Source organism: Hymenobacter sp. BT18 (genome assembly GCF_012273015.1).
Taxonomy (GTDB): Bacteria; Bacteroidota; Bacteroidia; order Cytophagales; family Hymenobacteraceae; genus Hymenobacter; species Hymenobacter lutimineralis.
The window spans coordinates 273931-298944 of sequence record NZ_CP050954.1; the positions used below are offsets into that span (position 1 = coordinate 273931).

At 60.4% G+C, this 25014-nt stretch carries 22 protein-coding genes; 15 read left to right on the top strand and 7 right to left on the bottom strand.

Annotated features, from left to right (window positions below; translation table 11 throughout):
• The first annotated feature begins 37 nt into the window (after nucleotides 1-37).
• Nucleotides 38-661, top strand: a complete 624-nt coding sequence (locus HER32_RS01230; RefSeq protein ID WP_168679877.1) for a hypothetical protein — start codon at nucleotides 38-40, stop codon at nucleotides 659-661.
• On the opposite strand, the gene HER32_RS01235 is transcribed toward HER32_RS01230, so the two are convergent.
• Complete coding sequence (locus HER32_RS01235) at nucleotides 658-1269, bottom strand: ACP phosphodiesterase (RefSeq protein ID WP_168679879.1); 612 nt, start codon at nucleotides 1267-1269, stop codon at nucleotides 658-660. The genes HER32_RS01230 and HER32_RS01235 overlap by 4 nt on opposite strands.
• A gap of 151 nt (nucleotides 1270-1420) precedes the next feature.
• On the opposite strand from HER32_RS01235, the gene HER32_RS01240 reads away from it, so the two are divergent.
• The 12 genes from HER32_RS01240 (at nucleotide 1421) to leuS (ending at nucleotide 17464) form a co-directional block, all read left to right on the top strand.
• Nucleotides 1421-1933: a pyridoxamine 5'-phosphate oxidase family protein gene (locus HER32_RS01240; RefSeq protein WP_168679881.1), complete on the top strand. Its 513-nt coding sequence runs from the start codon at nucleotides 1421-1423 to the stop codon at nucleotides 1931-1933.
• Between the two features lie 271 nt (nucleotides 1934-2204).
• Nucleotides 2205-2897 (top strand): spheroidene monooxygenase, encoded by a 693-nt coding sequence (locus tag HER32_RS01245; protein WP_232066336.1) that lies wholly within the window; start codon nucleotides 2205-2207, stop codon nucleotides 2895-2897.
• A gap of 374 nt (nucleotides 2898-3271) precedes the next feature.
• Nucleotides 3272-3958 carry a hypothetical protein gene (locus tag HER32_RS01250; RefSeq protein ID WP_168679883.1) on the top strand — a complete coding sequence of 229 codons (687 nt, stop codon included), beginning with the start codon at nucleotides 3272-3274 and terminating at the stop codon, nucleotides 3956-3958.
• A 37-nt stretch (nucleotides 3959-3995) separates the two neighbouring features.
• Nucleotides 3996-4994 carry a hypothetical protein gene (locus HER32_RS01255; RefSeq protein WP_168679884.1) on the top strand — a complete coding sequence of 333 codons (999 nt, stop codon included), beginning with the start codon at nucleotides 3996-3998 and terminating at the stop codon, nucleotides 4992-4994.
• An 80-nt stretch (nucleotides 4995-5074) separates the two neighbouring features.
• Nucleotides 5075-6853, top strand: coding sequence for an OmpA family protein (locus HER32_RS01260; protein WP_149072593.1), 1779 nt, complete (start codon nucleotides 5075-5077; stop codon nucleotides 6851-6853).
• Nucleotides 6854-7032: 179 nt separating this feature from the next.
• Complete coding sequence (locus HER32_RS01265; RefSeq protein ID WP_168679886.1) at nucleotides 7033-7809, top strand: ABC transporter permease; 777 nt, start codon at nucleotides 7033-7035, stop codon at nucleotides 7807-7809.
• Nucleotides 7810-8011: 202 nt separating this feature from the next.
• The gene (locus HER32_RS01270; RefSeq protein ID WP_168679888.1) at nucleotides 8012-8839 is read left to right on the top strand and encodes an ATP-binding cassette domain-containing protein; all 828 of its coding nucleotides are present in this window, start codon (nucleotides 8012-8014) and stop codon (nucleotides 8837-8839) included.
• A 93-nt stretch (nucleotides 8840-8932) separates the two neighbouring features.
• Nucleotides 8933-10027, top strand: coding sequence for a porin (locus HER32_RS01275; protein WP_168679890.1), 1095 nt, complete (start codon nucleotides 8933-8935; stop codon nucleotides 10025-10027).
• Between the two features lie 230 nt (nucleotides 10028-10257).
• Nucleotides 10258-10950: a hypothetical protein gene (locus HER32_RS01280; RefSeq protein WP_168679892.1), complete on the top strand. Its 693-nt coding sequence runs from the start codon at nucleotides 10258-10260 to the stop codon at nucleotides 10948-10950.
• A 153-nt stretch (nucleotides 10951-11103) separates the two neighbouring features.
• Complete coding sequence (locus HER32_RS01285; protein ID WP_168679894.1) at nucleotides 11104-12462, top strand: sigma-54-dependent transcriptional regulator; 1359 nt, start codon at nucleotides 11104-11106, stop codon at nucleotides 12460-12462.
• A gap of 213 nt (nucleotides 12463-12675) precedes the next feature.
• Complete coding sequence (locus HER32_RS01290; protein ID WP_149072599.1) at nucleotides 12676-14460, top strand: ATP-binding protein; 1785 nt, start codon at nucleotides 12676-12678, stop codon at nucleotides 14458-14460.
• A gap of 163 nt (nucleotides 14461-14623) precedes the next feature.
• On the top strand, nucleotides 14624-17464 hold the full coding sequence (gene leuS / locus HER32_RS01295) for a leucine--tRNA ligase (RefSeq protein WP_149072600.1): 2841 nt from the start codon (nucleotides 14624-14626) through the stop codon (nucleotides 17462-17464).
• 85 nt (nucleotides 17465-17549) lie between these two features.
• Here the strand turns inward: leuS and HER32_RS01300 are convergent, their stop codons facing one another.
• On the bottom strand, nucleotides 17550-17906 hold the full coding sequence (locus tag HER32_RS01300; RefSeq protein ID WP_149072601.1) for an MmcQ/YjbR family DNA-binding protein: 357 nt from the start codon (nucleotides 17904-17906) through the stop codon (nucleotides 17550-17552).
• A gap of 3 nt (nucleotides 17907-17909) precedes the next feature.
• Nucleotides 17910-18083: a DUF6728 family protein gene (locus tag HER32_RS01305; protein WP_168679896.1), complete on the bottom strand. Its 174-nt coding sequence runs from the start codon at nucleotides 18081-18083 to the stop codon at nucleotides 17910-17912.
• A 163-nt stretch (nucleotides 18084-18246) separates the two neighbouring features.
• On the opposite strand from HER32_RS01305, the gene HER32_RS01310 reads away from it, so the two are divergent.
• Nucleotides 18247-18705: a nuclear transport factor 2 family protein gene (locus HER32_RS01310; RefSeq protein ID WP_168679898.1), complete on the top strand. Its 459-nt coding sequence runs from the start codon at nucleotides 18247-18249 to the stop codon at nucleotides 18703-18705.
• 112 nt (nucleotides 18706-18817) lie between these two features.
• On the opposite strand, the gene HER32_RS01315 is transcribed toward HER32_RS01310, so the two are convergent.
• Genes HER32_RS01315 through ispG form a run of 3 tightly spaced genes read right to left on the bottom strand, consistent with a single transcriptional unit; the run spans nucleotide 18818 to nucleotide 22207 of the window.
• Nucleotides 18818-19480, bottom strand: a complete 663-nt coding sequence (locus tag HER32_RS01315; protein WP_168679900.1) for an epimerase — start codon at nucleotides 19478-19480, stop codon at nucleotides 18818-18820.
• A gap of 32 nt (nucleotides 19481-19512) precedes the next feature.
• Nucleotides 19513-20163, bottom strand: a complete 651-nt coding sequence (locus tag HER32_RS01320; protein ID WP_168679902.1) for a hypothetical protein — start codon at nucleotides 20161-20163, stop codon at nucleotides 19513-19515.
• Between the two features lie 58 nt (nucleotides 20164-20221).
• Nucleotides 20222-22207 (bottom strand): (E)-4-hydroxy-3-methylbut-2-enyl-diphosphate synthase, encoded by a 1986-nt coding sequence (ispG, locus tag HER32_RS01325; RefSeq protein ID WP_168679910.1) that lies wholly within the window; start codon nucleotides 22205-22207, stop codon nucleotides 20222-20224.
• Between the two features lie 217 nt (nucleotides 22208-22424).
• On the opposite strand from ispG, the gene HER32_RS01330 reads away from it, so the two are divergent.
• Nucleotides 22425-23621, top strand: coding sequence for a lactonase family protein (locus HER32_RS01330; protein WP_168679912.1), 1197 nt, complete (start codon nucleotides 22425-22427; stop codon nucleotides 23619-23621).
• A 323-nt stretch (nucleotides 23622-23944) separates the two neighbouring features.
• Here the strand turns inward: HER32_RS01330 and HER32_RS01335 are convergent, their stop codons facing one another.
• Nucleotides 23945-24919: an NAD(P)H-quinone oxidoreductase gene (locus HER32_RS01335; RefSeq protein WP_168679914.1), complete on the bottom strand. Its 975-nt coding sequence runs from the start codon at nucleotides 24917-24919 to the stop codon at nucleotides 23945-23947.
• Nucleotides 24920-25014 lie beyond the last annotated feature (95 nt).

Below are 25014 nucleotides of genomic sequence, written 5' to 3' on the forward strand. Positions count from 1 at the left end.
GGGGCCAATTGGTCCCGTTTTCTTATTTTCAAGGGACATGCGCCAATTTTCCCTATTCTCCTGCTTGGCCAACTGGGCCGCCCTGGTTTACCTCGTTACCCTCTCCTCCTGCCACGGTAAATCTGATGAAGGTATAAGACAGCCTGTATCCGCTACTTCTGCAACTAAGTCGAACCCAAAACCGCTTAAGAAGTATCCGAAATACTTACCTGATACAACAGCTATTTTAGCCAATCAGAACTTGATGAGCCTCATAGCAAAGGTGCAGCAAGACTATTTGGTTGAATATAGAAAAGTCAGTGCTATTCCTCCTGTCGTTTCTGCCTTTCTACACCAGAACGACAGCCTCTACCGTGAGCCATTTGCTATGGCAGATTATGGACAACGCTACAACGCCACTGATGTCATTTGGGAAGAACTACCGAGAAGACAGTTACTCTACTTAGGCGTAGGTACCCAGACCGTCATGTTAGTGTATAATTTAGGTGGCGAAGGCTCATCCCGACGGGTATTATTATTTGATATACATGAAAACAAAATCACAGATTTCTGGACCGGGTATGTGCCTAATTCTGTGTTAAATAAGAATTCTATTGTTAAAGAATTGTTGGTGAACAAAGACAGACGCTGGGGGCTTAATTCTAATATCATTTATTTCTAAACGAATAAGATTTTTTCCGCCCCCACCCGCAGTTCCGGCCAGAACTCCCGGAAATCCGCCTCATAGGCCGGCAGTTCAGCAAGAAACGCGGCCGCGCCGGTAGCCAGCACCTCGGCCTGCGGCACGCGGCGGCTTAGGCCCAGCAAGGCGTTGCGCAGGCCCTCGGGGTGGGCGTAGCCGGTAAGCCAGTCGCCCTGGCGCATGTACTGGAGCATGTGCTGCAGGCGCGGCGGCAGCTCGGCGCGGCGGGCGTGCAGCAGGGCGTACATGCGCTGGGCAAACGCGGGCAGGGGCTCGGCGGCATCGTAGTGAAACCCGGCAAAGTCGCGGGCCAGCAGGTGGTCGAAGCCTACGTCGGACACGACGCCGGCCCACTTGCCCAGCCCAGCCGCGCGCAGGCGGGCAGTGGTGCGGCGCACCACGGGGTGGGCGTCGGTGAAGGAGTCGATAAAGCGGTGGAGGCGGATGCCGCGCTGCACCGCTTCGGGGTAAGCCAGCACGGCGGCCCGGCCCCGCACGGCCTCGGCCGCGAAGTTGCCCACGACGATGTCGGCGTAGTCGGGGGTGGTGGGCGGGCCGGAGAGCAGCAGGTGAGCCAGGAAGTTCATTGGGGGCGGAAGGTCGGGAAAATCCGGGCAACCTGGGCTGCACCCGAACCCGACCGTAGCGCGGGCCGTACTTCTGGCAGGCCCACTTTGGTGGCCCGCTCCGCCCGTGCGGGGCGTTTCTCTGATTTACTATTCTTCAACCTCCTGCCCCATGGCCGACCAAACACCCGTCACCAACGACTTAGCTACCCTGCTGGAAAAAATCCAGGATGTGCGCATTGCCATGCTCACCACCACCGACGAGGACCACTCCCTGCGCAGCCGCCCCATGTACACCCAAAAGCCCGATGGCTCGGGCGCGCTGCTGTTCCTGACCGACAAGGAATCGGCGAAAGTGTACGAAGTGAAGAAGGACAGCCAGGTAAACCTGAGCTTCGCCAACCCCGAAAAGAACGTGTACGTCTCGGTTTCGGGCCGCGCCAACGCTTACCGCGACCAGGCGAAAATTGATGAACTGTGGAGTGAGCCCCTGCGCGCCTGGTTTCCCGGCGGCAAAGATGACCCGAGCATCTTCATCCTGAAAGTGGAAATCGACAAAGGCGAGTACTGGGATACGCCCAGCTCTGTGCTCACGCGAGCTTATGCCTACGTGCGCGCCCTGGCCACCGGCGAGCGGAGCAAGTCCGATGACGTGAACGAGCACGCCAAAGTGAACGTGCAGTAATCCTGCTAGCATTTTTAAGAAAAAGGCCGGAACTGCTTCCGGCCTTTTTTATGCATTGGGCAACCAGGGGCTAAAAAACTTCCCTTCTTTTTTACAAAAGAGTAGCCGCAGGTCGGGACAGGAAAATTTGTTGGAACGAGGGGTAGAGCAAGCAAATCCTTCCTTGACTTGTTAACTCTGACCCTGTAGCTCTAGTTTTACCTCCCCGCCCTCCGGGCACCCCTCCTTTTGAAAGAAGGGGAACTAGCCTGTAATTTATACCTCTCCTCCCTTGCATCTAACCACTATTTCTCTGCTGACGCTGCACCCCAACCAGAAACGCTGGGGGTTTGCGCAGATGGGCACGGCCCAACGCCCTCTGCAGCGCGTACCCGGGCTGCGGTTTCAGAAGCTGCTGGGCAGCGGAGCCGGGGGCTTCGGGGCCCTGCCCAACCTGCTGCGCTATGGCTTTATGGCCGTGTGGGAGACGGAAGCGGCGGCGGCAGATTTCTTCAATACCCACCCACTGTGGCAGGAATACGAGCGGCGGTGCCAGGAAATCTGGACGGCCCAGCTGGCCCCAATCAAGTCGCACGGGCTATGGGACGGGCAGAACCCATTTGATTATCCCGATACCAGTCCGGCTGCCGATGGGCCGGTGGCGGTGCTTACCCGCGCCTCTATCCGCTGGCACAAAACGCCGCGCTTCTGGCGGTACGTGGCGCCTACCAGCGCTACCATTGCCCAGGCCCCCGGCGTGCTGGCGGCTATTGGCCTGGGCGAGCTGCCCGTCGTGCGCCAGGCCACCTTTAGTTTGTGGACCTCGGCCCAGGCCATGCAGGACTACGCCTATCGCAGCGAAAAACACAAAGAAGTCATCAAGCTCACCCGCCAGGAGGACTGGTACGGGGAGGAGATGTTCGCGCGCTTCCGGGTGCTCAGCAGCCGCGGCACTATCGACGGCCGAAACCCGACGCAGGACTAGCCATTGGGCGGTAAATCCATAGCACATGGTGTCTGCGCCAGCGAATCGCTCGGTAGCAAGGTGTAGATGATTACGGCATTGTAAACTGAACGTCCTGCTGAGCTTGTCGAAGCATCTCTACCGCTTCGTTGAATGATGCAGGCTAAGCGGTAGAGATGCTTCGGCTCCGCTCAGCATGACGGCTTAGACAGCTTCATTCTGAAAACCGACCCTTCCAAAATGGAAGGGTTTTTCGTTTTGCAGAAAATTTACTGTCGTCCTATTTTATTTTTACTTATTCATTATCAATTATATACATCATTATCCAGCTACTGTAGCTGCGGGCGGCACCGGGTTTGGCAATAGGCTACCATCAACCAAACACCGCCTGACCAATGCCCATCTTCGACAACCTCGCCAAAGCGGCCAAAGACTTCTTCATTGAGGAAGGCGAGGAATCCACTTCCCCCACGCCTGCTTCGGCCCGGCCGCTGCCGAATGCTACTCCCCCGGCCTTCACCCCAGCGGGCATGGCTTACTCGGCTCCGGCTCCCCTGGTTAACCAGCCCGAGCAGCGCCACCTCGACCACATTCAGAGCCTGCTCACGGGCAACGGCAAGGACTTCGTGGCCTACACCAAAATGGTAAAAAGCCTGGGGGCTAGCGGACTGAGTGGGCCCATCCTCTACCAAACGGCCTTCAACGCCTTTTCAGCCGTGACGGGCCTGGACTTGCCGGGACTGCTGGCTTCGGCCGAGGAGTTTGAGCGCAAGCTCACCGCCGACCGCAACCACATCCTGGAGCGGCACCGCGAAAAGCTCGGCGAAATCAAGATTCCAAACCAGCCGCCCAGCACCCTGGTGCAGCTGCAGCAGCAGGAAGCCCAGCTGCAAACGGTCCTTACCGACCTGCAGCGCCAGCTCGAAGCCAAGCAGCAGGAGTTGTTGCAGGTGCAGCAGCAGCGCCAGCAGGAAAGCCAGAAAGCCACGGCCGCCATGGCCTCCTACGAGCTAGCCAATGCCGCCGCCGCGGCCGAGCTGCAAGCCCACCGCCAGGCCACCCAGTCCTTCCTACTGAAGTAGCCCGCGGGTCCATCCTCCACAACCAACTCCTACAACCATGAACACTCCTCTCCTTTCCAACGCTTCTTCCAGCCTCTCCGGCGACTTGCCTAAGTGGCAGCAGCCGGAAAAAGTAGCCGGCTGGGTTTTTCTCGTCGGCCTCGTAGCTGCCGGCATCTACGGCTGGGGCACCATCGTGCCCTTCTTGGTCGACATGGTGTTCGACACCGTGAAGCTGGGCGTTGGGCTGGGCGTGCTGTTCCTGATGTTCCTGCTCGTGACGAGTCCGCGCATTAAGGCGGGGCTGTGGTATGCCGGGCAGCGCATTTTCCGCACGGCCGCCGGCATCTTCGTCAACACCGACCCCATCGGCATCATGGAGGACTACATCCGCAGCACCGGCCAGGAAGCCCGCAAGATGGAGGAAGAAGTGGGCCACATCGAAGGCGCCCACGAGCTGGTGAAGCGCAAGCTGGAAGCCAACAACCAGCAGATGCGCGAGTACCTGCAGCTGGCCGACTCGGCCACCCGCCAGCAGGAAGGCGACGCCGCCGCCTCCTACGCTTCCCGCGCCGCTCAGCTCCAGGAGTACAACCAGCGCCTGCAGCCCATGCTCACCACCACCCAGAACGTGAGCCTGGTGATGCGCCAGATCCTGAAAGCGGCCCTGCGCCAGATCGACAACAGCAAGTTCAAAGTGAACCTGCTGAAAGACGAATATGAGCTGGTGAAGCGCACCAGCAGCGGCATGCGCGCCGCCATGAACATCCTGCGCGGCGACCCAGACAAGAAGTACTTCTTTGACCTGGCCACCGACCGCGTGGCCCAGGACATGGCCCAGCAGCTGGGCCAGATCAAGCAGGCCATGCGCTACTCCCAGGAGTTCGTGAAGGAAATGGACATCCAGAACGGAGTGATGAGCGAGAAAGGCCAACGCCTGCTGGAGAAATACCAGAAAGGCGAGTTCAACGCCCTGCTCGACGAGCAGCCCGCGCCCCGCACCACCGCTCAGACCCGCACCGCCACCAACGACGCCTATACCAGCCTGCTGGACTAAGGCTAAAAGCGGAGCTAGTCCCCCTCCTACATGCACGCGGGGAATCCCCAACCAACCACTAAAAACCAACCATCAATAAAATGACAACTCGCGGTAAAATTGTAATTGGCGCCCTGCTTGTGGCGCTGCTGTACTTCGGCATCAACAAGCTAGTGTCGAGCGGCATGGTCTTCAAGAAAGCGGCCACTGAGTCGGTGCTGCTGAACTCCATTGAGCTGCCTACTCAAAGCGGCGGCGCCCGCACCAACGTGGCCGTGCCGCTGGCTCCTTTGCCTTCCGAAACCCCGGCCGAGAAAGGCACGCCGGTGGTATGGGAAGTAATGGCCTGGAACTCGCAGATGGCGGGCATGCTGGCCAACGGTGGCCCGCGCACCACCCAGGGCTCCAGCATGGCAGCCAACGGCCTGGACCTGCAGATTGTGCGCCAGGACGACGTAGCCAAAATGCAGGCCGACCTGGTGAAAAACGCCCTCGACCTGCAAAGCAACCCCGAAACGCCGGGCCTGCTGGTGAGCATCATGGGCGACGGACTGCCGGCCTTCTCAGCGGTGCAGCCTCAGTTGGAAAAGGCCGGCACCAGCCTGCAGATTATTCCCTACTCGGTGGGTAAAAGCTTCGGCGAAGACAAGTTGATGGGCCCGAAAGAGTGGCTCGACAACCCCAAGGCCGCCCTGGGCAAAACCGTAGCCTGCTACCTGCGCGACGGTGACCAGAATATTGCCCTGAAGTGGTGCGCCGACAACGGCCTGAAAGTCAACCCCGACGAAACCACCTACGACCCCGAGGCGGTGAATTTTATGGCCGCTTCCGACTTCCTGGTGGCCGCCGAGAAGTACATCCTGGGCAAGCCCGAGCAGCGCACCAAAGTGGTAAACGGCAAGAACACCGGCGTGAAAGTAGACGTGGTGGCCGATGCCGTAGCCACCTGGACACCCGGCGACGTGAACATTGCCCGCCAGAAGGGCGGCCTGGTCAACATCGTAAGCACCAAGGACTACTCCAACCAGATGCCCAACATCATGGTAACGACCAAGCTCTGGTATGAAACCCACCAGAAAGAGGTAGAAGGCCTGATTACGGCCCTGGCCGTGGCCGGCGACCAGGTGAAAAGTCACCCCGAGGCCCTGAGCCGCGCCGCCGATATTTCCAGCGTGGTGTATGGCGACAAGGACAAGCCTGGTGCTTACTGGCTGCGCTACTACAAGGGCGTGAGCGAGGCCGACCGCAACGGCGAGGTGGTGGAGCTGGGCGGCTCCAAGGCCTTCAACTTCTCGGATAACCTGGCTTTGTTCGGCCTCAACGAAGGCGGCACCAACATCTACGCCGCCGTGTACAAAACCTTCGGCGACGTGCAGCACCGCCTCTACCCCAAGGAGTTGCCCAGCTACGTACCCCTGGACCAGATGCTCGACCTTGCCCCCCTGCGCAAGCTGCAGGACAAATACCGCGGCAAAACCCTGGCCCCGGCCGAGCAGCAGCAGTTTGCCGCCGATGATGAAATCCGCCAGAGCGTGAGTAAGCGGGCCTGGAACATCGAGTTCAACACGGGCCAGAGCTCCTTTACCCCCGCCGCCGAGCAGCAGCTGGCCAAGCTTTTCGATGACCTGGTGGTGGCCGGCCGCCTGAAAGTAGCCGTGCACGGCCACACCGACAACGCCGGCGACCCGCAGCGCAACCAGCAGCTGTCTGAAGACCGCGCCCTGGCCGTGCAGCACTGGCTCGAAGCCAAAAGCGCCAGCGCCTTCCCCGCCGGCCGCGTGCAGGTGTACGCCCACGGCGCCCAGGAACCGGTAGTCAGTAACGCCACGCCCGCCGGCAAAGCCAAAAACCGCCGCGTAGAAATCGTGCTGGGCAACTAGCGGTGAATGGATGAGTGTGAATGAGAGACTTGTCATTTCATTCTCTTCAACTAAGAACAGTCCTGCTGAGCGAAGCCGAAGCATCTCTACCGCTTCGTTGCAATGGCAATAATTAGCCAGAGGTAGAGATGCTTCGACTTCGCTCAGCATGACGTTCTATTTCTGATCCTTGATTTCCCATGAAAGAGTTATTCTCCCCCAACGCCCAGCCCCGCCGCCGCACTTTTGCGTTGATGGCGGCGGGCCAGGCGGCCCTGCTGCTGGTGCTGTGGCTGTGGATGCCGCTGCGCATGTTTCCCTCCCTTGGCGAAGTTCTCCGCGCATTCGTGGACATGGTCACCACGCAGGGCCTCATCCAGGAGCTGTGGGTCAGCATGACCACGGCGCTCCAAGCCCTGGCCGTGGCCACCGTATTGGCGTTGCTGATTTCCTACCTCACGGCCCTGCCCTTCTTCCGGCCGCTGGCCTACGCGGCCTCCAAGATGCGCTACCTCACCCTTACCGGCCTCACGTTCTTCATGGCCCTGATGGTCAGCTCGGGCCACGAGGTAAAGCTTTCGGTACTGATTTTTGCCACTACGGTGTACCTCGTCACGGGCATGACCTCGGTGATTCTGACCACCACTCAGCAGGAAATGGACCACGCCCGCACCCTGGGCCTGGGCGAGTGGCGCAGCTTCTGGGAAGTGGTGGTGCTGGGCAAGTTGGATGATATGCTGGAAGTGGTGCGCCAGAACTTCGCCATCATCTGGACGATGATTACGCTGGTGGAAACGCTCTACCAGTCGGAAGGCGGCATTGGGCTGCTGCTCTACAAGCAAAACCGCTACCTCCACCTCGACGGCGTAATGGCCATTCAGCTCGTCATCCTCGCCGCCGGTGCCGCCCAGGACTACCTTTTCAGCCTCCTGCGCCGCGTGTTCTTCCCCTACTCCTCCCTCACCACTGCCCGGTAGCTTTAAACTTTAAGTATCGTCATTCCGAGCGCAGCCGAGGAATCTTGCTAGTGTGGTAAAGCCAACGAAGCGGGAGAGATGCTTCGACAAGCTCAGCATGACAATAGTTTGGCAACATCAGCACGCGAGATTCCTCGGCTGCGCTCGGAATGACGGCCTGATATGCACTAAACCTCAACCTTACCATCTCACCACCTCACCAATGACTCCCTATTTCTACAAAGCCCCGGTCCTTACGCTCGACAACGTGTCGATGGAATATGGGGGCGAAACCGTGCTGCGCGACATTTCGGCGCAGGTACTGGACGTGTGCCGCCCCAACATGAACCAAGGCCAGGTAGTGGGCTTCTACGGTCGCTCGGGCCTGGGAAAATCGGTGCTGTGCCGCATCATGGCCGGGCTGATTACGCCCACCAGCGGCACGGTGAAGGTGGGCATTGAGCAGGAAGAAGTGACGCCCGGTGCCGTGGGCTTTGTGCAGCAGCAGTACCCGCTGTTCAACCACCGTACCTTGCAGGACAACCTGCTGGTGGCGGCCGCCCGGAAGTATGAGCCCGAGGAAGCCAAGCGGCAGACCGATGCCTACCTGGACCGGTTCCAGCTCAGCCAGCACCGCAAGAAATACCCGGCCCATCTTTCCGGCGGGCAGCGCCAGCGCGCCGCCATTGCCCAGCAGCTCCTCTGCTCCGACCACCTTATCCTGCTCGACGAGCCATTCTCCGGCCTCGACATTGCCATGATTGACGAGGTCAAGAAAATCATCCTCGAAGTAACGACCATGGACGAGCTGAATACCGTCGTCATCGTCTCCCACGACATCCAGACCACCACTGCCCTGGCCGACCGGCTCTGGCTCCTGGGCTACGAGCGGGATGCCACCGGCCAGCTGCTGCCCGGTGCCACCATCAGCGCCGCCCACCAGTACAACCTGGCCGAAATGGGCTTGGCCTGGCACGAAAACGTGGAAGCTGAGCCCGAATTCAACCGCTTCGTGGAGCACCTGAAGGACGAAATCCGCCAAAGCGCGTAAGGGCCCGGAGTCAGCCTTCCGCTACGAAAACTTCCATCACCAACCTTCTTGCTTTCTTCCCCTACGTTCTACCCGACGCACTCTTTCTCGACCATGAAACTCCAGCTACTGTGCTGTCTGACCTACTTGTTCGCTGCCTCTGCCGTGGCGCAGGTGCCCTCGGCCGCTCCTGATACGGCCGCTCCCACCCCGTCTATCACTTGGTACGGCTTCGCGGACGCTTACCACGGCTACGATTTTCCGGGCCGGAGCCCGCAGCGGCCGGCGTTTCTGTATTCGCACAACCGGGCCAATGAGTTTGCCCTCAACAATGCCGTGCTGGGCGTGCGCTACCAGGACGAGCACGCCCGCGGTGCGCTGGGCCTGCACGCCGGTACCTACGTGGAGGCCAACTACGCCGCTGAGCCGCTGGTGCTGCGCCACCTCTACGAAGCCTACGCCGGCTTCCGGCCCACCCGCCAAGCCTGGCTTGACCTGGGCATTTTCGCCTCGCACATCGGGCTGGAATCGGCGCTGAGCAAGGATAACTGGACGCTGACCCGCTCCCTGGCCGCCGAAAACTCGCCCTACTACGAGGCCGGCGCCCGCCTCACCTACGAGATTTCGCCCCGGCTCACGGCTACGGCGCTGGTGCTGAACGGCTGGCAAAACCTGCGCGACAACAACCGGGGCAAAGCCGTGGGCACCCAGCTGCAGTGGAAGCCCACCGGGAAGCTGGTCCTCAACAGCAGCACCTTCTTCGGCAACGAGCAGCCCCAGGACTCTGCCCGTCGTCGCCGCTATTTCCACGATTTCTACCTCACGTACGCGGCCTCTCCCCGGCTAAGCCTGGCCGCCTTACTTGACCTGGGCGCTCAGCAGGCACCCGGCCGCCGCGCCGACGTGTGGCACACTGGCTACGCCCTCGCCCGCTACCAGTTCACCAAGCAGGTTGCGGCCACCGCCCGCGCCGAGTACTACCGGGCCGCCCACGGCATCATCATCCAGACCACCCGGCCCACCGGCTTCGAAAACTTCTTCCGCGTGGCTGGTGCTTCCCTGAACCTGGATTACGCGCCCACCTCCCACGTTACGGCCCGCCTGGAAGGCCGCGTGCTGCGTGGAAAAGATCCACTGTTTGCCAAGAAGGAGAATGGCCTAACCCGCACGTACGGCAACGTGACGTCGTCGGTGGCAGTGAGTTTTTAAGTTATTGCTCTCCTGTATAACCTAGCTAAAATGGGCCTGGTTTGGTACGAAAACGTGGAAGTCGAACCGGAACTCAACCGCTTCGTGGAGTATTAGAAAAATGAGATTCAGCAGAGTGCTTAGCGAAACACCATGCTAACTGAGGAAGCATCTAGCTTGCTAATTGCCCTGTTTGTCAGGTGACTTCCTTGTTACCTTCGCTTACTGCCACTTTCCGCTACTTTTTAATCATGCTGTTTTCTATGCGCTGCTCGCTTGTATTAGTAGTACTCCTACTGCTAGGACTACCGTGGTTCCCTTGCTTTTTACCAGCAGCCTTTAGCCAAACAGCGCAGCAGATAGAGGCCCAAACAATCCAGCAGGGTATTGCACTTCGTCAGCCGGAAGAAGCTGATACCATCTTTCTAAAGCGCATCCTACCGGTTTCCTTTCCTACTTCCGGTGACTTAGTTGTATACCCATGGCGACTAAATACATATGGCAAACAGTTATTCTTCACAGTAAAGGGTGGCGCAGACAATGAATATGGATATGACTTATTCGTGTTAGACCCGATTCAAGCTAATACTTATGCTGTCCAGATTCTTTCGTTAGGGTCATCTATGGGTGATATGACTTATTTGACTTCTCTATTTTTTGCCGACGTTGATGAGGACGGACAAAAGGAGTTACTGACCTTACTAGAATGTAGTCTTCGGGAAGAATTTAAGGTGGATGGTCAATGGCTTATTGGCCGCAAAACGCATTATCAAACGAGGATTTTTAAATACATGATGCCAAGTAGCACGGGCCGACCTCAATATCAAGAGGATACAACGCCCCGGCCTTATCTGGACGAATTAGCTACGGCGGCCGAAGTCAGGCAGAATTTACCCAAACGCAAATCAACTCAGCGCAAACCAGACGCCAAAGTGCCAAAGTAACTAAGCGACATAGATTGCTGGTCCGACTCCTATCCTAATCTACTATTTCTTGGGCATGTACCACTTTTCGGCAGCACTCACGCCGCAAGCCGATACTTTCGCACCCGCATCCCAATTCTTCATTACTAATTACTCCTTGCTAATTACGCCTCCATGCCCACCGGTACCCTGCTCCTGATTGACGACGAACCGCGCTTGCGCCAGCTGCTGGCGCGGGTAATGGAGCTGGAAGGCTACACCGTGCTGCAAGCCCCCGACGCCAGCCGCGGCCTGGAGCTGCTCCAGCAGCACGCCGATGAGGTGCTGGTGGTGGTGTCGGACGTGCGCCTGCCCGACGCCCACGGCGTGGACCTGATTCCGCGCCTCAAGGCTAAGGCCCCCGATATCGAAATCGTGCTGCTCACCGCCTTCGGCACCATTCCGGACGGGGTGAAAGCCATGAAGCTGGGCGCTTTCGACTACCTCACCAAGGGCGACTTCGAGCAGCAACTGGTAGTAGTAGTGGAGCGGGCCGCCGAAAAATCCCGCCTGCGCCGCCGCGTGGCCGAGCTGGAGCGGCGCATGGGTCAGCGCTTCAGCTTCGCGAGCATGATTGGCGCGGCCCCGGCTTTGCGCCGCGCCCAGGACCTGGCCCGCCAGGTAGCGCCCACCGACAGCACCGTGTTGCTGGAAGGCCCAACCGGCGCGGGCAAGGAGCTGTTTGCCCAGGCTATTCACGAGGCCAGTGAGCGGAAGCTTAAGTCCTTTGTGGCCGTGAACTGCTCGGCTTTCCCAAAGGACTTGCTGGAATCGGAGCTGTTTGGCTACAAGAAGGGCGCGTTTACGGGCGCGCTAGCCGATAAGAAGGGGCTGCTGGAAGAAGCCAACGGCGGCACCTTGTTTCTGGACGAAATCGGGGAGCTGGAACTGAATGTGCAGGCCAAGTTCCTGCGGGTGCTGGAAACGCGGCAGTTCACCAAGCTCGGCGACACCAAGCCCACCAGCGTGAACGTGCGCATTGTGGCCGCCACCAACCGCAACCTGCGCCAGGAAGCCGCCGCCGGCCACTTCCGCCCGGACCTCTACTACCGCCTGTCCGTCTTCAACATCTTGGTGCCCAGCCTGCAGGAGCGCGCCGCCGATGTACCCGCCCTGGCCCAATATTTCCTTCAACATTTCGCGGCCCAGCTGCGCAAGCGCCTGCCCGGCCTGGAGCCCGAGTGCGTGGAGTTGCTACAGCGCTACGAGTGGCCCGGCAACGTGCGGGAGTTGAAAAACGTGCTGGAGCGCGCCGCCATCCTCGCCCCCGCCGACCAGCCCCTCGCCGCCGGCTACCTCCCCGACGAGTTCCACACCCTCCCCGCCTCCGGCAGCCCCGACGCCGACCCCACCGACCAGAGCCTGCGCGCCGTGGAAGCCCGCCACATCCGCCAGGTGCTGCACCAAGTGCAAGGCAACAAAACCGAAGCCGCCCGCCGCCTCGCCATCGGCCTCACCACGCTCTACCGCAAGGTGCAGGAGTACGGGCTGTAGGTCGGCCTTTGTCTCTTACACAAACGGCTGTTATCCTGAGCAGCCCGAAGGACCTTATCACGGCAGAACAACTTCAGCGCCCTCTGCGGAAACTTCTGGGGCCTCTGCGGGCTAACAAATTTGTTCTGGCTTCACAAGCCTTCGCAAGCTCAGAATGACAAGTGAAGCAGAACAATCAATCCAAGACCCTAAGTACTAAAGTCCACATTATCCATGTCCCTGAAACTCAAAATCCGCCTGAGCATTCTCACGATGCTGGTCCTGCTGCTGGGACTGGGCGGGTACACCTTCTTCACCATTCAGCGGCTGGAAGGCGGGACGCGGGGCGTACAGCAAGCCAATTTCCGCTCTGTGGAATACGGCCAGCAGATGCTTCGGGCTCTGGAGCAGCTGGAAGATGCGCCGGCCGATGTGACTCCGTTGGCCGCCCTACGCCGGGCCCTTACCCGTGAGGCGGCCAACATCACCGAGGCCGGGGAGCTGGAACTGGTTGATACGCTCACCCAGCAGGTGGCCGACTATCAGCGCCTGGTGGATGACCGCGCCCCCACCCCTGAGCAGCTTGCCCGCCTCCGCCAGCTGCGGGCCGAAACCCACCGCATGATGGCGCTGAACGAGGCTTCCTTCCACCGCCAAACTCAGCAAACCGCCGCCGCTGCGGCCGGGGCCCGGCGCGTGGTCCTGGTCGGTATGATTTTGAGCACTCTGGTAGCCCTGAGCCTGGTGGTGCGGCTGCCCCGGGCCGTGCTCCGCCCTTTGCGCCGCCTCCGCGCCGATGTGGAGGATGTGGCCAGCGCCGGCCCCGCCACCCAGGTTTCCATTGCCAAAAACGACGAAGTAGGCGCCGTGGCCCTGGCTCTCAACCGCGCCTTCGGCTACCTGCAGGACCAGCGCGCCGTGACGCGGGCGGCCCTGGCTACCGAGCGCAGCCGCCTGGAAAGCCTCATCGAGCACCTCGACGAGGGCTTGCTGCTACTCGACCCAGATGGCTGCGTGCTGCTGGCCAACCCCGTGGCGCGCGAGCTGCTGGGCCGCTCGGCCGCCGAACTGGTAGGCCAGCGGGCCGAGGACCTGCGCCGCGAGTCGGCCCTGCTGCACGACGTCTTTCAGCCCCTGCTGGAGCCGGAGTCGGGCCGGGCCGGCGAAGCCCCAGCGCCGGTGCTCCTCACCATCAACCATGCCAACGGCGAAACGGCGTACTACCGGCTCACGCTCAACCACATCGTAACCCGCAACCGCGAAACGGGCCGCACGGAGTTCGTGGGCCACATTCTGGCGCTACGCAACGTGTCGGACTTCAAGAAGCTGGACGAGGTAAAGTCGAACTACTTGGCTACGATTTCGCACGAGCTGAAAACTCCCCTGGCCAGCATCAAGCTTAGCCTCATGCTGCTCCAGGATGAGCGCACCGAGGCCGAGGAGCGCCAGCGCCTGGCTGACGGCATCCGCGACGAAACCCAGCGCCTGCTGGGCATGGTGGGCCAGCTGCTGGCCGTGTCGCGCCTCGATGCCGGCGCTGACATTCAGTTCGACGTGCAGCCCGTGGCCCTGGCCGAAGTAGTAAACTACGCCATTGATACGGTGCGCCCCCAGATTGAGGACAAGCAGCTGCAGCTGTGCCTGGAGCTGCCCGCCGGCCTCCTGCCGGCCCGCGCCGACCTGGAGAAAACCACCTGGGTGCTCATCAACCTGCTCAGCAACGCCATTCGCTACTCCCCCCGGGGTGCCCGCCTGCTGGTGCAGGCCACCCCGCGCCTAGAGGCAGTAGAAATCAACGTGCAGGACTGCGGGCCCGGCATTGCGGCCGAGTTCCACGAGCGGATTTTTCAGCGCTTCACCCACGTGCCCAACGCCACGGGCCACAAGGGCGGCTCGGGGCTGGGCCTGAGCATCTCCCGCGAATTCATCGAAGCTCAGGGCGGGCGCCTGTGGGTGGAAAGTGAGCCCGACTGCGGCAGCAGCTTCCGCTTCACGCTGCCGCTGGTGGACGTAGGATAAAAGGATTCAGCTGCCGATTAGCCGCCGCTCGGGTACCAGCCAAATACCCCTTGCCTACTCGAAAACACTTCTTAGCTAAGCAGAAACCCAACCTACTAAGAATCGACTACCCCTTTCCCGGCAATTCCGCTTAATTTCGCCCTTTCACTCGCAGCAGAATCCCATGCCCGGCTATTATCCCCAGGATATTGAGAAGAAGTGGCAAGCCCACTGGAAAGAGCACCATACGTTTAAGGCTGAGAATCAGTCGGACAAGCCCAAGTATTACGTGCTGGACATGTTCCCGTACCCCAGCGGCGCGGGCCTGCACGTAGGTCACCCGCTGGGCTACATTGCCTCCGACATTGTGGCCCGCTACAAGCGCCTGCAGGGCTACAACGTGCTGCACCCCATGGGTTTCGACTCGTTCGGCCTGCCCGCCGAGCAATACGCCATCCAGACCGGCCAGCACCCGGCCCTGACCACGGAGCAGAACATCGACACCTATATCCGGCAGCTCAACTCCCTGGGCTTCAGCTACGATTGGAGCCGGGAAGTACGCACCTCCGACCCGCAGTACTACAAGTGGACGCAGTGGATTTTCCTCAAGCTGTTCAACTCCTGGTATAACCTCGACACCAACCGGGCCGAGCCGCTCAAAACCCTGCTCGACAAGTTCCAGCAGAATGGCAGTGAGGGCATCCGCGCCGCCGGAGATGAGGAGGAGCGGCACTCCTTCACGGCCGGTCAGTGGCAGTCGTTCACGGAAAAGCAGAAGCTGCAGGCCGTGCACCCCTACCGCCTGGCCTACCAGCAGGATACCTACGTGAACTGGTGCCCCGGCCTGGGCACAGTGCTCAGCAACGACGAGGTGAAGGATGGCCTCTCGGAGCGCGGCGGCTTCCCCGTAGAGCGCCGCCTCATGCCCCAGTGGAACCTGCGCATCACTGCCTACGCCGACCGCCTCCTCCAGGGCCTCGACACCCTCGACTGGCCCGACGCGGTAAAGGAAATGCAGCGCAACTGGATTGGCAAAAGCATCGGGGCCGAAGTAGAATTTTCGGTTATTAGAACTGAGAATTTAGAACCTAGAACTCAGAACTCGGCTGAAAATACTCTAAGCTCCCAGTTCTCACTTCTAAGCTCTAAAATCAAGGTCTACACCACCCGCGTAGATACCATTTACGGCGCGACCTTCCTGGTGCTGGCGCCCGAGCACGAGCTGTTGAAAGAGCTGACTACCCCAGACCAGCAGCAGGCCATTCAGGACTACATCGACGCCACCAAGCGCCGCTCGGAGCGCGACCGGATGGCCGATACCAAGACGGTTTCGGGTGCCTTCACCGGCGCTTATGCCCTGAATCCGTTTACGAACGAGCCTATCCAGATCTGGATTGCCGACTACGTGCTGGCGGGCTATGGCACCGGCGCCGTGATGGCCGTACCCAGTGGAGACCAGCGCGACTACGTGTTTGCCAAGCACTTCAATCTGCCCATTGTGCAGGTAGTAGATGCCCAGCAAATTGACGAGCAGGCCGACCCCACCAAGGAAGGCAAGTACCTGCACGGCCTCATCCAGGGCCAGAACTACAAGCAAGCCACCCAAACCCTGATTCAGGAGCTGGAGCAGCGTGGCATCGGCAAGGGTAAAACCAACTTCCGCATCCGCGACGCCATCTTCGGCCGCCAGCGCTACTGGGGTGAGCCTATCCCGATTTACTACAAGGAGGGTGTGGCCTACGGCGTGGCCGAAGCCGACTTGCCCCTGGTACTCCCGGAAATCGACGAGTACAAGCCCACCGAAACCGGCGAGCCGCCCCTGGGCCGCGCCAAGGATTGGAAGTACAAGGGCCAGTTCGAGTATGAGCTGAGCACCATGCCCGGCTGGGCCGGCTCCAGCTGGTACTACCTACGCTACATGGACCCGCAGAACGTCGGCCGTTTCGTAGGCGAGGAAGCCGAGCAGTACTGGCAGCAGGTGGATTTATACATGGGTGGCGCAGAGCACGCTACGGGCCACCTGCTCTACTCCCGCTTCTGGCACCTGTTCCTGAAAGATCTAGGCTTGGTTTCAGCGCCTGAACCCTTCCAGAAGCTCATCAACCAGGGCATGATTCTGGGCCGCTCGAACTTCGTGTACCGCATCAACGGCACGAATACGTTCGTGTCTTCAGGCAAGAAAGGTGACCATCAGACTACCGCATTGCACGTCGATGTGAACATCGTTGAAAACGATGTGCTGGATATTGAGGCGTTCAAGAACTGGCGCGAGGAGTACGCCAACGCCGAGTTCATTCTCGAAGACAATGGCACCTACGTATGCGGCGTCGAGGTCGAGAAGATGTCGAAGTCGAAGTACAACGTGGTGAACCCCGACACGCTCATTGAGAAGTTCGGGGCCGATGCGCTGCGTTTGTACGAAATGTTCCTCGGGCCGCTGGAGCAATTCAAGCCCTGGAATACCAACGGCATGAGCGGCGTGGCAGGCTTCCTCAAAAAGCTCTGGCGCCTCTACCATCCCCAGGATGGCGACTTCGCCGTAACCGACGAGGCCCCGAAACCCGCCGAGCTGAAGGCCCTGCACAAGGCCATCCGTAAGGTGGAAGAGGATATCGAGAAGTTCTCCTTCAACACCACCGTCAGCGCCCTGATGATTACGGTGAACGAGCTGACGGCCCTCGACACGCACAAGCGCGCCGTGCTGGAGCCGCTGGTGGTGCTGGTGTCGCCCTACGCCCCCCACCTGGCCGAGGAGCTGTGGCAGAAGCTGGGCCACGCGCCCGGCTCCATCAGCTCCGCCACTTATCCCGAGTTCAAGGAAGAGTACCTGGTGGAGGACGTAGTGAACTACCCCGTGGCCATAAACGGCAAGGTGCGCGAGCAGCTGCAGTTCCCGGCCACCGCCACCCCCGCCGACATCGAAGCCGCCGTGCGCGCCTCCGACTTCCTGGCCCGCTTCGCCGATGGCAAAGAAGCCAAGAAGATTATTGTGGTGCCCGGCCGCATGGTGAACGTGGTGGTATAGAGCCAATCCGATTTCACCAAAAAGTCCCTGCCGTACGCACGGCAGGGACTTTTTATGTTTAAACAGGGTGCGGTGCGCGGGCCAGCTATTCGGCTGCGGCCAGTTCTTCCCGCAGTTTTTTGGGCAGGGAAGCACGCACCAGCTCGTAGGAATGATCTATCAGCTCACGTAGCTGCGCCTCGGGAATGCCCGTGCCAACCAGCACGGTGTTCCAGTGCTTTTTGTTCATGTGGTAGCCCGGCAGCACGTAGTCGTGCTGCTCGCGCAGCTCGGCGGCCCGCTCCGGGTCACACTTCAGGTTGATACTCCCGAACGTATCAATATCGGTAAGGGCGAAGACTTTACCGCCGACTTTGAACACCAGGGTTTCGGGCCCAAACGGAGTTTCTTCGCTTACACCCGCTTTGAGCAGGCAGTAGTCGCGGAAGTCTTCGATGTTCATGAATTAGCGAATAAACCAGCGGTAGATCAGCACCACCAAGCCGACCAGAAACATGGCCATGCTCAGCTTATTGATAAAGTGCATGGTCCGCAGGTTGAAGTTGGTGTGGCGGGTAGGGTCTGGCTTACGAAAGAAATAGCCCAGAGCCGGGCCGAAATTAAACAGGTCTTTGCGCATGGGAAGTGCTTATCTGGTACACGAAGATAACATAGCCAGGCGCAGAAAGATTTAGGTTTTCCGCTATTTAATCTACTGCTGCCTGGGCTGCAACCCTGCCGAAAGGCGGGCGTCGTTTCGGCCTTATCTTTGGTTTCCAGCTCCCCCGTAACGCTTTGCTTCCATGAAACATCTGCTACTCGTAGCCTTCCTGCTCAACGCCCTGCCCGCTGCCCACGCCCAAAAATCGACCTCCGACGCCGACGCGGCCAAGAAAACCATCACCACGTTTTTTGAGGGCCTGCGCAAGGGCGACAGCACCTTGGTGCGCAGTACGCTGGCCCCGGGTGTGGTGCTGCAAACCATCAGCAACCGGGGAGGAAAAACGCAGGTGCTGGTGGAAAGCCCCAAGGAGTTTTTGAAGGCAGTAGGTACGCCCCACAACGCCGTGTGGGATGAGCGCATCACCTTCGATAAGGTGCTGATTGACGCCAACCTGGCCAGCGTCTGGACGCCCTATGAGTTCTATCTGGGCACCTCCTTCAGCCACTGTGGCTACAATTCCTTTCAGTTGGTGAAGCTGGCCGAGGGCTGGAAAATCGTGCACATCATCGACACCCGCCGCAAGGAAAAGTGTAAGTAGCAAAGCTTTGGCCTGCCGCCCAGCAGTCATCCTGAGCGGAGCGAAGGACCTGCTCACGCCAGAACAGCAGGCGTGAGCAGGTCCTTCGCTCCGCTCAGGATGACAGGAAAGGCTACTTTTTCGCCGCAGCCACAATATCCGCCACTTCCAATACAGGTTTCGCGTAGCCGCGTTGCGAGACGTGCAGCATTGCCTGACCCAACTCTACCAATGTAGAGGCATATTTGGGGGCTAGCCCGCGCACTACCGGGTACAGCCAGCTGAAATACTTGTAGTACGACAGCACGTGCCGCTGGCCCGGGGTGGTTTTCAGAAAGCCGGGGCGGAACATGTAGGCCTGGCGGAAACCCATGACCCGCAATGCATTTTCGGTTTCGCCCTTCACGCGGGCCCACATCTGGCGGCTGCGCAGCGTATCGTCGGTGCCCGCGCCCGATACGTAGCAGAACGTGAGGCCGGGGTTACGGGGCAGCAAAGTTTGGGCGAAGTGGAGGGTTAGGTCCTGGGTGAGGCGGCGGTACTCGGGCTCCTTCATCCCCACCGACGACACACCCAGGCAGAAAAAGCAGGCGTTATAGCCCGTCAGTTGGTCCTGTACGGGTGCCAGATTTTGAAAATCTGAGTGGATGATTTCCCGCAGCTTGGGATGACTCCGGCCACTGGGCCGCCGGCTGATGCTGAGCACCTGCTCAACTTCGGGGCTGTTCAGGCATTCCAGCAGCACACCCTCTCCCACCATGCCGGTGGCCCCGGTCAAGATTACACGTAGTTTCATAGGAGGGCAGACGGATGAGAGGCATGGATGTTTTACGCTTCGTCCGGGCTCCTGTCGCCGGTAAACCCCGCGCCGGTATACTCAGCAGCTCCGTAGGCATCAATCGGGTAGTCCTCCACAAACTGAGTGTTCCAGAAAAACTGCCCTAGGGAACAATTTAGTTTGATGAAGAACTTGCGGGGATCTTCGGCTTCTTCTTCCCAGAAATAGTCGTGAAAAAGGTAGCCCACCTGCGAATCCTCAATATCCAGTGCCAGCGGGTCACCGGTTGAACCAGCTCCAACCAACAGCAGACCGGCTTGCAGGGCCCGTTGAAAATCGTCTTCCCAGTCCAGTCTCTTTTTCAGGCTATTGGCTTGGTCGAGATGCACTTCCCCGATTGCCAGGTCAGTATCGAAGGAGAACTCGGCCAAGAATTGCTGTACCTCCGCCGAAACGCCCCACTGGCGAAGAAGTTCAGCATTTTCGGGGCGTAACGGCTCCGGATGCTTCCGCCAGTTGCTGTCGGCTTCCTCCAGCACCGTCTGCATTTTTTGCTTATCTGTCATAATGGTACGCATGCCTTCGGTCAACCATCTTGCGCCAGCAAGCCGTAACGGGCCAGCGTTGCGTCTAGCCTCTTTTAAAAGATGCTGGCTGTCAGAATTCAAATAGAAATCCAGCACCGTTTCTTTCGATTTCAAGACAAAACGGGATTGGAGCATACAGCCCAATCCCGTTTTCATCGGGTTATTCACCCTACTACCCCACCACCGGTTCTTCCAGCCGTACCGGCTCAAGCCAGCGGCCGTCTTCGCGCATAAGCTCAATCAACTCATCTACCGCGCGCTCCTCGGGCACGGCTTTCTTGATGACTTCCTGGCCGCGGTAGAGGGCAATTTTGCCTTTGCCCACGCCCACGTAGCCGTAGTCGGCGTCGGCCATTTCGCCGGGGCCGTTCACGATGCAGCCCATGATGCCGATTTTCACGCCCTTGAGGTGGTCGGTGCGCTTGCGGATCATGGCGGTGGTTTCCTGGAGGTCGAACAGGGTGCGGCCGCAGCTGGGGCAGCTGATGTACTCGGTTTTACTCATGCGCGTGCGCGCCGCCTGCAGAATCCCGAACGACAGCTGGTTGAGCTGGTCGAGCGTGGTCAGCCACGCCTCTTTGCTTTGCTCGGGCAGTAGTTCGGTGCTCAGCACCACGCCGTCGCCGAGGCCATCAAGGAGCAGGCCGCCTACGTCGGTGGCGGCGTAGAGCTGGGTCTGCGCGGGCGTGAGCTCGGGGTACTGGCGGTTGATGATAACCGGATTAGTGATACCGTTATGCAGCAGCTCGAAGAATGCCCGGCGGATTTCGGGCATGGCGTGGGCATTGTCGGTGTAGAGAATGACAACGGCCGTAGCGTCCAGCCGGAGCTGGTCGAGGGCAGCAGGCGTGAGCGAGTCCAGGTTGTGGAAGACGAAGTTCAACTCCGGGTGCCGGGCCCCCACTACGGCGTAATCGGCCTGGGTGAGCACGGGGAAATGGTCGGTGCGGCGGCCCGCGTCGAGCCAAGCGCTGTAATCCACCACTTCCTTCAGGCCATTAGGCAGCATAAACGGCACCGGGCGCTGACCCGAGTACACGTAGTCGGCGCCCAGGTCATTCATCTGGAACTTGTCGAGAAAAGCCGAATAGAGGTGGCCGACTGCGCGCAGATCGGCATATTCTACAGAGGAGAGCCGCGAAAGATCGACCAGCACGCGGGGTACGTTCTGCCCGCCCAGGTTGAGCACTTCGTGGGTATGGCGGCGGTGGTACTGGAAGGGGACGATGGGCACCTGGGTAACCGGCTGTATCGGTTTGGCCTCGGCGGCGCGGTTCGTGTACCGGTCGATGAGGGCGCGGGCCACGGGAGCTTCGGCTTCGGGAGCTTCCGTAAGCGAAACGCGCACGGTGTCGCCGAGGCCATCTTCCAGCAGGGTGCCGATGCCCACGGCCGACTTGATACGGCCGTCTTCGGCCTCGCCCGCTTCCGTCACGCCTAGGTGCAGCGGGTACGGCTGCAGCCCTTCTTCGTCGAGCTTCTGCACCAGCATGCGGTAGGCCTGCACCATCACCTGGGTGTTGGAGGCCTTCATGCTCAGCACCACGTCGTAGTAGTTTTCTTCCTCGCAGAGCCGCAAAAACTCCAGGGCTGATTCCACCATGCCCAGGGGCGTGTCGCCGTAGCGGCTCAGAATCCGGTCCGACAACGAACCGTGGTTGGTACCGATGCGCATGGCCGTGCCATATTGCTTGCAGATCTGCACCAGGGGGCGGAACCGCTCCCGGATGCGCTCCACCTCGGCGGCGTAGGAGGCATCGGTGTAGTCGATGACGTCGAACTTCTTTTTATCGGCGTAGTTGCCGGGGTTCACGCGCACTTTCTCCACGATACGGGCAGCCAGTTCGGCGGCGTTGGGCGTGAAGTGAATGTCAGCAATGAGCGGCACGTTGCAGCCCCGCTTGCGCAACTCCTTCTTGATTTCCAGCAGGTTCTGGGCTTCCTTCACGCTGGGGGCCGTAATGCGCACGTACTCGCAGCCAGCCTCCACCATGCGCAGGGTCTGCTCCACCGAGCCCAGCGTATCCATCGTGTCCACGGTGGTCATGCTCTGCACCCGGATGGGGTTGAGGCCACCCAGGGGCAGGTCGCCGATTTTCACTTCCCGGGAGAGGCGGCGCTTGTATTCGGTGAGGCTGGGGCAATACGTCTTGTTCATAGAAAGGGAAACCGACGACGAAAGGCGAAAGTTGCGGGAGAAAGGCGGTACCAGCCGCAAAGGTACGAGCCAGCCGCTACGTTTAGCAGCGCCGTTCTCCGGCCCACCACCGCCGCAAGCGGCGCAGCGGGTGTTGCTTTTTGCATCGTACAACTCGAACGCAGTTACTACCTTGCCGCGGCTCCCCGCTTCTCATCTCCCTTCTCGCCCAGCCTGCATGTCTGAGTTCAATTCTTCGCGCCGTTACTTTCTGAAACTGACCGGGTTTTCGCTGGCCGCGCTGCCCCTGGCCCTTTCCGGGTGCGCGGCCGCCCTGCCCGGTTCCCGCAAAGCGCCTTCGTATCTGGTGTACGTGGGTACCTACGCCGCTGCCGACGCCGACAGCCTGTTTCTGTACCGGCTGAATGCGGAAACCGGCGCCCTCACCCGCATAGGCGCCACCAAAGCCGGCCCCAACCCCACTTACCTGACCCTGGATCCGCAGCAGCGCCTGCTGTACACCGCCAACGAAACCGAGGAATACAAGGGCATGAAGAGCGGCTCGGTACGGGCCTTTGCCGTCGACCGCAAAACCGGCGGCCTTACCCTGCTCAATGAGCAGTCGTCGTTTGGGCCGGGACCGTGCTATGTGAGTCTCGACCACACCCGCCGCGTGGCGCTGGTGGCCAACTACGGCGGAGGCAGCGTGTGCGCCCTGCCCGTGCAGGCCGATGGACGCCTGGGTGCGCCCTCGGCCACCCAGCAGCACACCGGCTCCGGGCCCCACAAAAACCAGAACGTGCCCCACGCCCACTGCTTTCTGCCCGACCCCGCCAACCGCTTTGCCCTGGCCGTGGACCTAGGCATCGACCAGGTGGTGGCCTACCCGCTGGAGCCGGGCACGGGCAAGTTTCTCAACACCCCCACCACGGCCTTTACCACCGCGCCGGGCGCCGGGCCGCGCCACCTCATCTTTCACCCCAACAAGCACTGGGCCTACCTCATCAACGAGCTGAACTCCACCGTTACGGCCCTGAGCTACGATGCCGCCCAGGGCAAATTCAGCGAGCTGCACACCCTGCCCACGCTGCCCGCCGACTTTACGGCGTGGAATGCCTGCGCCGATATTCACGTGTCGCCCAACGGCCGGTTTCTCTACGCCTCCAACCGGGGTCACAACAGCATCGTGGTGTACGCCATTGACCAGGCCAGCGGGAAGCTCACCTGGGTGCAGCACGCCGATACGCAGGGCAAGATTCCGCGCAACTTTGCCCTCGACCCCAGCGGCCGCGTGGCGCTGGTAGCCAATCAGCAGACCAACAACATCGTGACCTACCGCATTGATGAAAAGACCGGCCAGCTTGCTGCTACCGGCACGTCGGTGGAAGTGTCGGCGCCGGTTTGCCTGCAGGTGGTGCCGGATTTTCTGGCGTAGCGCCTAGTCAATGTGCTGAAGTGAAAACGTGCGAAGGTGCTACTGTTGCCTTTGCTCAGCCCGTATTGGCACCTCAACACCTTCGCCCCATACTCAAGCGGGCGTTTCCCCGGCTTCGTTGTCAGGTATTTTTTAAAAGATCGGAATACCTGACACTTTCTGCGCGGGGTTTGTTGTGTATTTTCCCGGATTCAAAAAATATACAACAAACCCTGGCTTAGGAAGAGGCTGTGTGGGCGGTTTATCACCGGCGGGTTGAGGGAGTTTCCCGACTTCCCACTCAGCTTCCGTCTCACCTTAGCCCATTCGGCTACAGGGGCACATTACTCCCCGACCTCCAATACGATTTTACCGATGTGCGCGCTGCTTTCCATGAGCTGATGCGCCGCTATGGCCTCGGCCAGCGGGAAGCGCCGGTAAATGACGGGCCGGAACCGGCCGGCCGCCAGCAGCGGCCACACGTGCTGCTCCACTGCGGCGGCCAGCGCGGCTTTGAACTCGGCGGAGCGCGGGCGCAGAGTGCTGCCCGTGACGGTGAGGCGGCGGCGCATCACGTCCAGGGCATTGAACTCGGCTTTGGGGCCCTGCATGGCGTTGATGAATACCAAGCGGCCATCCTCCTTGAGCAGGCGCAGGTTCTTGGGGGTATAGTCGCCGCCAATCATGTCCAGCACTACGTCCACGCCCTGGCCTTTCAGCTCATCTTCGAAATCCTCAGTCTTATAGTTGAAGCAGCGCGTAGCCCCCAGCTTTTCGCAGGCGCGGCATTTCTCGTCGGAGCCGGCCGTGGCAAACACCGGGGAGCCCAGCGCCGCTGCCAGCTGAATGGCCGTAACGCCGATGCCGCTGCTGCCGCCGTGCACCAGCAGGGTTTCGCCGGGCTGCAACTGCCCCCGCTGAAACACGTTGTGCCACACAGTAAATACCGTTTCAGGCAGCGTGGCGGCTTCGGCCATGCTCCAGCCGAGGGGCACGGGCAGGCAGTGGCGGTCATCTACCAGGGCGTATTCGGCGTAGCCGCCCTCGGCCAGCAGGGCGCACACCGCGTCGCCGGGGTGCCAGCGCCTAACCTCCGCTCCTACGGCTTCCACGGTGCCCGCAATTTCCAGCCCGGGTACGGTACCCGTTACGTCGCCGCTGCCGGCGTATTTGCCCTGGCGCAAAAGCACGTCGGGACGATTTACGCCGGCGGCCTGCACGCGCACCAGCACCTGGTGCGGGGCCGGCTGGGGTAAATCGGCAGAAGTAAGCTGCAGGACTTCAGGGCCGCCGGGCTGGGTAATGATGATCTGATGCATAAAAAAGAGAAAAAGGCAGGGCTGTAAAGTTGCGTTACCGGCAGACCGCCTACGTCACCTACGCCAGCGGGCAGTGGTAGTTTCGGCAGGTTTTG